The sequence below is a fragment of the Gemmatimonadota bacterium genome (assembly GCA_016209965.1).
In the GTDB taxonomy this organism is placed as follows: Bacteria; Gemmatimonadota; Gemmatimonadetes; order Longimicrobiales; family RSA9; genus JACQVE01.
The window spans coordinates 1-7,083 of the sequence record JACQVE010000199.1; the positions used below are offsets into that span (position 1 = coordinate 1).

The 7,083-nt window shown below is 71.4% G+C and carries 6 protein-coding genes; 1 reads left to right on the forward strand and 5 read right to left on the reverse strand.

Going from position 1 to position 7,083, the window contains the following annotated elements:
• The 5 genes from HY703_07940 to truA form a co-directional block, all read right to left on the reverse strand.
• On the reverse strand, positions 1 to 998 hold a 998-nt coding region (locus HY703_07940; protein MBI4545108.1), incomplete at its 3' end, for a phosphoribosylaminoimidazolesuccinocarboxamide synthase.
• A gap of 26 nt (positions 999 to 1,024) precedes the next feature.
• The gene (locus HY703_07945) at positions 1,025 to 2,452 is read right to left on the reverse strand and encodes an adenylosuccinate lyase (protein ID MBI4545109.1); all 1,428 of its coding nucleotides are present in this window, start codon (positions 2,450 to 2,452) and stop codon (positions 1,025 to 1,027) included.
• A gap of 97 nt (positions 2,453 to 2,549) precedes the next feature.
• Complete coding sequence (locus tag HY703_07950) at positions 2,550 to 4,055, reverse strand: trypsin-like peptidase domain-containing protein (GenBank protein MBI4545110.1); 1,506 nt, start codon at positions 4,053 to 4,055, stop codon at positions 2,550 to 2,552.
• Positions 4,055 to 4,723, reverse strand: a complete 669-nt coding sequence (fsa, locus tag HY703_07955; GenBank protein ID MBI4545111.1) for a fructose-6-phosphate aldolase — start codon at positions 4,721 to 4,723, stop codon at positions 4,055 to 4,057. Before fsa ends, HY703_07950 begins: the two co-directional genes overlap by 1 nt.
• Positions 4,707 to 5,483, reverse strand: a complete 777-nt coding sequence (gene truA / locus HY703_07960; protein ID MBI4545112.1) for a tRNA pseudouridine(38-40) synthase TruA — start codon at positions 5,481 to 5,483, stop codon at positions 4,707 to 4,709. Before truA ends, fsa begins: the two co-directional genes overlap by 17 nt.
• A 191-nt stretch (positions 5,484 to 5,674) precedes the next feature.
• On the opposite strand from truA, the gene trpD reads away from it, so the two are divergent.
• Positions 5,675 to 6,751, forward strand: a complete 1,077-nt coding sequence (gene trpD / locus HY703_07965) for an anthranilate phosphoribosyltransferase (GenBank protein MBI4545113.1) — start codon at positions 5,675 to 5,677, stop codon at positions 6,749 to 6,751.
• Positions 6,752 to 7,083 lie beyond the last annotated feature (332 nt).

Below are 7,083 nucleotides of genomic sequence, written 5' to 3' on the forward strand. Positions count from 1 at the left end.
AACTCTTCCGGCCAGCAGCCGGTCAACTGGTGAAAAACTTGCCGGTAGCGGCGCGCCGTGGTCTGCACCACGTCTGGCGGCAGCTCCGGTACCGGCGCGGCGCCGTTCCATCGGCCATCTGACCTGAGGCGTTCCAGGTAGTCTCGCACGGGCTGCTTGTCCAGCGAGGGCTGGGGCCGGCCGGGCGAGTAGCTCCGGCGCGGCCAGAACCGGGACGAATCGGGCGTCAGCACCTCATCGATCAGCAGCGCCGTGCCGTCGGGCAGCACACCGAACTCGAACTTCGTGTCGGCAATGATGATGCCTGCCGCCTCCGCGCGCTCGCGCCCCTGGGCGTAGAGGGCGAGGCTGCGCCGGCGCAGCCCGGCAGCCAGTTCCGGCCCGAACTGCGCCTCGACACGCCCGTACGGGATGTTCTCGTCATGCCCGTGGGCGGCCTTGGTGGCGGGTGAGAGGACAGCGGGCTCGAGCGCCTGACTCTCGACTAGTCCGGGCGGCAGCGGCTCGCCCGCCAGGCTGCCGCTGCGGCGGTACTCCCTCCACGCCGAGCCGGAGATATAGCCGCGCACGACCCACTCGATGGGGAGCGGCCTGGTCCGTCGCACCAGCATCGAGCGGCGGGTCCAGACCTCCCGCGAGTCCTGCAGGGCGGGCACCTGGGCGGTGATCACGTCGGGATCGACCGACAGCAGATGGTGAGGCTCCGCCTCCTCGAGCTGCGCCAGCCACCACGCCGTGAGCTGCGTTAGCACCTCCCCCTTTCCGGGGACGGGCGGGCTGAGCACGAAGTCCAGGGCGCTGATCCGATCCGTTGCCACCAGCAGCAGGCGGTCCTCCCCCACGGCGTAGACGTCGCGCACCTTCCCGCGCGCGAGGAGGGGGAGGGGCAGCTCTGTCCGCTCGAGGGAAGTCGGGCGGATATCCCGAGCGTCCGCGTGTCTGGACTGATCCTGCTTGGGTCCCAAGAGCTGTGACGATCGAGATTCGTCGCTTCCCATGTCCTTAATGGTTCGTCGCGGGAGCCCTAACTCGGCGGCCGCGGTGGCGGCACCATCGGGCCGTGGCGCGCGAGGAGCGGCTGGACGTGCTCCTTCAGGAACTCGTCCACCTGGGCCGGCGCGCGGCCCACGTGGCGCGCGGGATCCAGCATGTCCACCATGTCGTCGCGGGACAAGGCGAATGCCTCGTCTGCCGCGATGCGCTCGAACAGGTCGTTCTCTGCGCCCTCCTCTTTCATCCGTTCCGCCGCCGCGTGGGCGTGGCGCCGCAGCCGCTCGTGCAGCGCTTGCCGGTCGCCGCCGGCCTTTACCGCCCGCATGAGGATCCACTCGCTGGCCAGGAAGGGCAGCTCTTCGAGCAGCCGGCGCCGGATCACTGCGGGCCGGACGGCGAGTCCCCCGGCGACGTCGTACATCAGCAGCAAGATCGCGTCCGTGGCCAGGTACGCTTGCGGGATCGCGATGCGGCGGTTGGCCGAGTCGTCCAGCGTGCGCTCGAGCCACTGGGACGCGGCGGTGTAGGCCGGGTCGAGCGAAAGTGCAATAACATGACGCGCCAGACCGACCATGCGCTCGGCGCGCATGGGGTTCCGCTTGTAGGGCATGGCCGAGGAGCCGACCTGCTCGGCCTCGAAAGGCTCCTCGACCTCCTGCAAATGCTGCAGCAGCCGCACGTCGTGGCCGAACTTGGATGCGGAGGCCGCGATCCCGGCCAGCGTGGCCAGGAACGCGAAGTCAGTCTTGCGCGGGTACGTCTGCCCCGTGACGGCGTAGAGCCGTTCGAAGCCGAGCTTCCCGGCCAGGCGGCGGTTCAGCTCGAGCACCCGGGCATGGTCGCCGCCGAAGAGCTCGAGGAACGACGCCTCCGTGCCCGTCGCGCCGCGCGCGCCGCGGAAGCGGAGTGTGGCCAGGCGGTGCTCGACCTCTTCGACGTCCAGCAGCAGGTCCTGCAGCCACAAAGTGGCGCGCTTCCCGACCGTAGTGGGCTGCGCGGGCTGAAAGTGGGTGTAGCCCAACGCGGGCAAGTCTCGGTAGCGGCGGGCGAACGCCGCCAGGGCGGCCACGCACGCCAGCAGGCGCTCGAGCAGCAGTCGCAGCGCATCGCGGTGCTGGAGCAGCTCCGTGTTATCCGTGACGTAGGCGCTGGTCGCGCCCAGGTGAATGATGCCGCGGGCTGCGGGGGCGGCCTGGGCAAAGAGATGGATGTGGGCCATCACGTCGTGCCGCAGCCGCCGCTCGAGCTGGGCCGCGCGTTCGAGGTCCAGGTCATCGAGGTGAGCGCGCATCTGCTCGAGCGCCGGCTGCGGGATGGGCAGGCCGAGCTCGTACTGCGCCTCCGCCAGGGCCAGCCACAAGCGCCGCCAGGTGCCGAACTTGTAGGCGGGCGAGAAGATGCGGCTCATCTCGGGCGAGGCGTAGCGCTCGAGCAGGGGGTCGCGGTAGGCGGATAGCAGAGGGGCGACGTCGTCGGTGACGGCCGCCGCGCTTTCCCGATCCGGTTCCGGGTCCGTGCGACGTCCGACTTTGCCTGCGCGCGGTTCGCTCACGTGGTCAGCCGCTGACGTAGAAGGAGGTCGACCCGATCTGGCCGCGGCGCTCGAAGAACACGCGCACCGGGCCGCGGCCGGCCAGCCGCCGCATCAGCGCGGCCGCCTCCTCCGCTGTGCGGATAGGCTGCCGGTTGACCTGCAGGATCAGGTCACCCGGGCGAAGTCCCAGCTCACGGGCCGCGCCGGAGAGCGAGACAATGAGGGCGCCCTGTTCGGCGGAGAGGCCGCGTTCGGCGCGGATGGCCGGCGTCAGCGTCACGAGCTCGAAATCGGCGAGGGCGCGGATCCGCTCTGCGGTGAGGGAGGGCAGGTCGGCGGGCCGGACGCGCACGGTGCGATCCTCGGCATCCTCGCCCACAGTAAGTTCGAGGGGCTGGCCCACCTCCGCGTCCAGCAGCCTGGCCTCCCAGTCCAGCGGTGTGCGTACCATACGGCCGGCCACGGCGCGCAGGCCCATCCCGGCGCGAAGCCCGGCCGCGGCCGCGGGCGAGCCGGGCGCCACGTGGGCGATCCGCACGCGGCGCCGGCGGCCGCCGCCGTTCGCGTCCGTCGCTTCGACCTCCATGCCCACCCAGGCGCGCCGCACGCGCCCGTCATCCAGCAGATCCATGGCGATGCGCCGGGCCCGGTTGATGGGGATGGCGAAGCCCAAGCCCTCGCTGCCGCCGCTCTTCGAGATGATGGACGAGTTGACGCCCACCACCTCACCCAGGGCATTGACCAGCGGGCCGCCTGAGTTGCCGGGGTTGATGGAGGCGTCCGTCTGGATCATGTCCAGGTAGAACCCCCGATCACCCTCGCCCGCCGGGATGATGTTGCGGCCCACGCCGCTTACCACGCCGGCCGTGACCGTGGGCTCCGGGTTGGACAGCAAATAGCCGAAGGGGTTGCCAATGGCGAGAACCCACTCGCCGATCACCAGATCGTCCGAGTCGCCCAGGGGCGCGAGCGGGAGCGGGGCGTCACCGCGGCCGGCACCGCGCACGCGCAGCAGCGCGAGGTCGGTGACTTCGTCCGTGCCCAGCACCTCTGCCTCATACTCGCGCCCATCCGCGAGCGTCACGACCACACGGTCTGCGGCGCGCACCACGTGCTCGTTTGTCAGGACCAGGCCATCCTCCCTGATCACGAAGCCGGAGCCCAGCCCGGTGACCTCCCGCTCGTAGCCTGGCGGCACGAAGAAGCGCTCCCACAGGGAACTGGGCTGCACCGCTTCGCGGCGCACGGCGTTCACGCTGACCACGGCTGCGGCCACGCGGTTAGCCGCCAGGACAATGGCCGTGCGCCGCGAGGCGTCCACCTCGGCCTGCGCCGCCGCGGCCGCCGCTCCGCGCGGGGGCGGGGCGGCAGGCTGGCGGCCCGCCGGAGCCTGTGCCGCCCACCCGGCCGGCTCGAGGGCGGGGGAGGCGGGGGAGGCGTCGCGCCTGCGATTCACCACGATGGCGGAGGCCACGCCGGCCAGCGCGAGGATCCAGCCCAGGGCAGCAACGGAACGGCGGAGGCGCATCACACTGCGCCCTGCTCCTGCGAGAGCCTGGCCCAGTCGCTGAGGAACGCTTCCAGCCCCTTATCGGTCAGCGGATGCTGCAAGAGCTGGTACAGCACCTTAGGCGGCAGCGTGGCGATGTGGGCGCCCGCGAGCGCGGCCTCGACCACGTGCTGCGGATGGCGCACCGAGGCTACCAGGACCTCGGTCTCGAAGGCGTAGTTGCGGTAGATCTGCAGGATCTGGCGCACCAGCGCCATGCCGTCACAGGAGACGTCATCCACGCGGCCGACAAACGGGGAGATGAAGGTTGCACCCGCTTTTGCGGCCAGCAGCGCCTGCGAGGGTGAGAAGCAGAGCGTGACGTTGACGCGGATGCCGTCGCTGCGCAGACGGCGGCAGGCGCGCAGCCCCTGCTCCGTAAGTGGCGTCTTCACGACAATGTTGTCGGCAATACGCGCCAGTTCCCGGCCCTCGCGCACCATCTCGTCGGACTGCAGGGAGACGACCTCGGCGCTGATGGGGCCGTCCACCAGCCGGCAGATCGCAGCCAGGATCTCGCGGGGGTCCCCACGCTGGCCGGCCGCCTTCGAGAGCAGCGACGGGTTGGTGGTGATGCCGTCGATGAGCCCGGCCTCGGCAGCGCGCCGGATCTCCGCCAGGTCAGCAGTGTCAAGGAAGATCTTCATGGGCTTGTTCCTCCGCCCCGAGCTCGGGGCGCGCGTAATACACCCGGATCAGAAAAAGTCCCTCGGGCGGTGCCGGCGGCGACGTCTCGAGGCCCCGCTCCCCCGCCAGCAGCCGGGCAATGTCTTCCGGCGGCCGGCGCGCCCGCGCCGCGTCCACCATGGTACCCACCAGGTATCTTACCATGTGGTGCAGGAAACGGTTCGCCGTGATATGGAAAACCGCGCGCCCCTCCGCTTCCGTCCAGCGGCCGGCGTACACCGTGCAGCGGCAGCCGCGCTCCGGCTGGCCGGCCCTGGCAAAGGCGCGGAACGAATGCTCGCCTTCCAGCGCGGCCGCGGCCTGGTTCAGGGCGCCGGTTTCCAGCGGCTCGGCGAGCGGCCAGCACCAGCGCCGCCGGAAAGGCGAGCGGGCGCTCTCGCTGGTGCCTACCTGATAGGCGTAGGCTCGCGCCAGCGCATGGTAGCGGGCATGAAACGAGAGCGCGACCTCCTCGGCCGCCGCCACCCAGATGTCCTCGGGCAGGATCGCATTCAGCGCGCGCCGCAACCTCTCCGGCTCCCACTTGCCCGGCACCAGGGCGGAGGCCACCTGGCCGATGGCATGCACGCCTCGATCGGTCCGGCCCGCGCCCAGGACCGTCGTCGGCCGGTCGGCGAGTCGTGAGAGCGCCGCCTCGAGCTCCGACTGCACGGTGCGCGCGTGCGGCTGCACCTGCCAGCCGGCGAAGCCCGCACCATCGTAGTGGAGCGTCAGCTTCACGCGTTGCTCGGAGGGGGACGTCACGCCGGGGAAAGGTAGGACCGGGTGAGGCAGTGTCAAGCGACCGCGCGGGCCCTGCGGGGCTCTCCCTCACGGCCTATGCCGCCCCCCGCCCGTCCCCCACCCGAATTGACATAATCGCCTTTCGTGCAATAGCTTATGCGTTTGAACCCCAGCCCGGAGCAGCAGCTATGACTGGCGGACCACGGTCGCTCGAGGCTTCGCCGCTCGGCGCCCTGATCGGCAAGCTTGCCTCGCGACACGACCTGAGCGCGGCAGAAGCGGAGGCCGCGTTCACCGCGGTCATGGAGGGGCGCGCTTCCCCAGTGCAGATCGCGGCCCTGCTCGTGGCCTTGCGCACCAAGGGTGAGACGGCGGCTGAGGTCGCAGGCGGCGTGCGGGCGCTGCGCCGGGCCATGATCCCCGTCGCCGTGCCGGACGGGCCGCCGCTCGTCGATACCTGCGGCACGGGCGGCGGGCAAGTGAGGACCTTCAACATCTCGACCGCCGCCGCGCTGGTGGCGGCGGGCGCCGGTGCCCGCATCGCCAAGCACGGGAACCGCTCCTTCACCTCCCGCTGCGGCAGTGCGGATGTACTCGAGGCGCTGGGCGTGCCCCTCGAGCTCTCGCCCGCCGGAATGGCCGAAGTCCTCGAGCGCGCAGGCATGGTCTTCATGTTCGCGCCGCTGCTGCACCCGGCCATGCGCCACGCGGGGCCGGTGCGCCGGGAGCTGGGCGTCCCCACGATCCTGAATCTGCTCGGACCGCTCACCAATCCGGCAGGCGCGCGCCGGCAACTCGTGGGCGTGCCGGATCCGGGACAGCTCGAACTCCTCGGTGGCGCGCTTGCCGAGCTGGGCCACCAGCGCGCACTCGTCGTGCACGGCGAGCCGGGTTTGGATGAGCTGAGTCCGGTCGGGCTTACCCATGTCCTCGAACTTCGCGATGGACAGCTCGACCGCTACACCCTCGACCCTGAGAAAGCGTTCGGCTGGCGAGAACTCGAACCCGCCGCGCTGGCGGGCGGCGAGCCCGCCGAGAACGCTCGAACCATCGAGGGCGTACTGGCCGGCCAGGTGGGCGGCGCCGCCCGGGCGGCCGTGGCGCTCAACGCGGGCGCCGCATTGTACCTGGCGGATGTGGCGCCATCCCTGGCTGATGGGGTCGCGGAAGCGGAACGGGCGCTCGACGGAGGCGCAGGGTGGACGGCGCTCGAACGGCTGCGGCAGGCCGCACAGCGGGCCGCCGCAGCGGCCCGCCAGGGCTAGGGCTGGGGCTGGGGCTGGGCGGGCGCTACGTGGTCGAGGCGCGATCTGCGGGCGCAGCCGCCGGCTCGGCGGGCTGGTCGGTTGAGGTGGTGGGGTGCGGCGCCGGGCGCCGGGGTGCCGGCGAGACTACCGCCCGCAGCGTCCACGGGCCGCGGATCGGCGCGAGCCAGCGGCGCAGCAGCAGCAATGCCGTGCCGCGCGCGGTGCGCCGGCCGATCAGGAAGACGTGGTCCCGAGCCGTCAGTACCTCCGGATCACGCCCACCACAACTCCCTGGACCTGGATGCGATGGGAACGGTAATACAGTGGCGGCATGGTCGAATTCGCCGGCT

What these genes read in the sequence shown, in the direction of transcription:
- fsa (MBI4545111.1), bottom strand. Translation starts at nt 4,723, where the DNA reads ATGAAGATCTTCCTTGACACTGCTGACCTGGCGGAGATCCGGCGCGCT.
- trpD (MBI4545113.1), top strand. Translation starts at nt 5,675, where the DNA reads ATGACTGGCGGACCACGGTCGCTCGAGGCTTCGCCGCTCGGCGCCCTG.
- HY703_07950 (MBI4545110.1), bottom strand. Translation starts at nt 4,055, where the DNA reads ATGCGCCTCCGCCGTTCCGTTGCTGCCCTGGGCTGGATCCTCGCGCTG.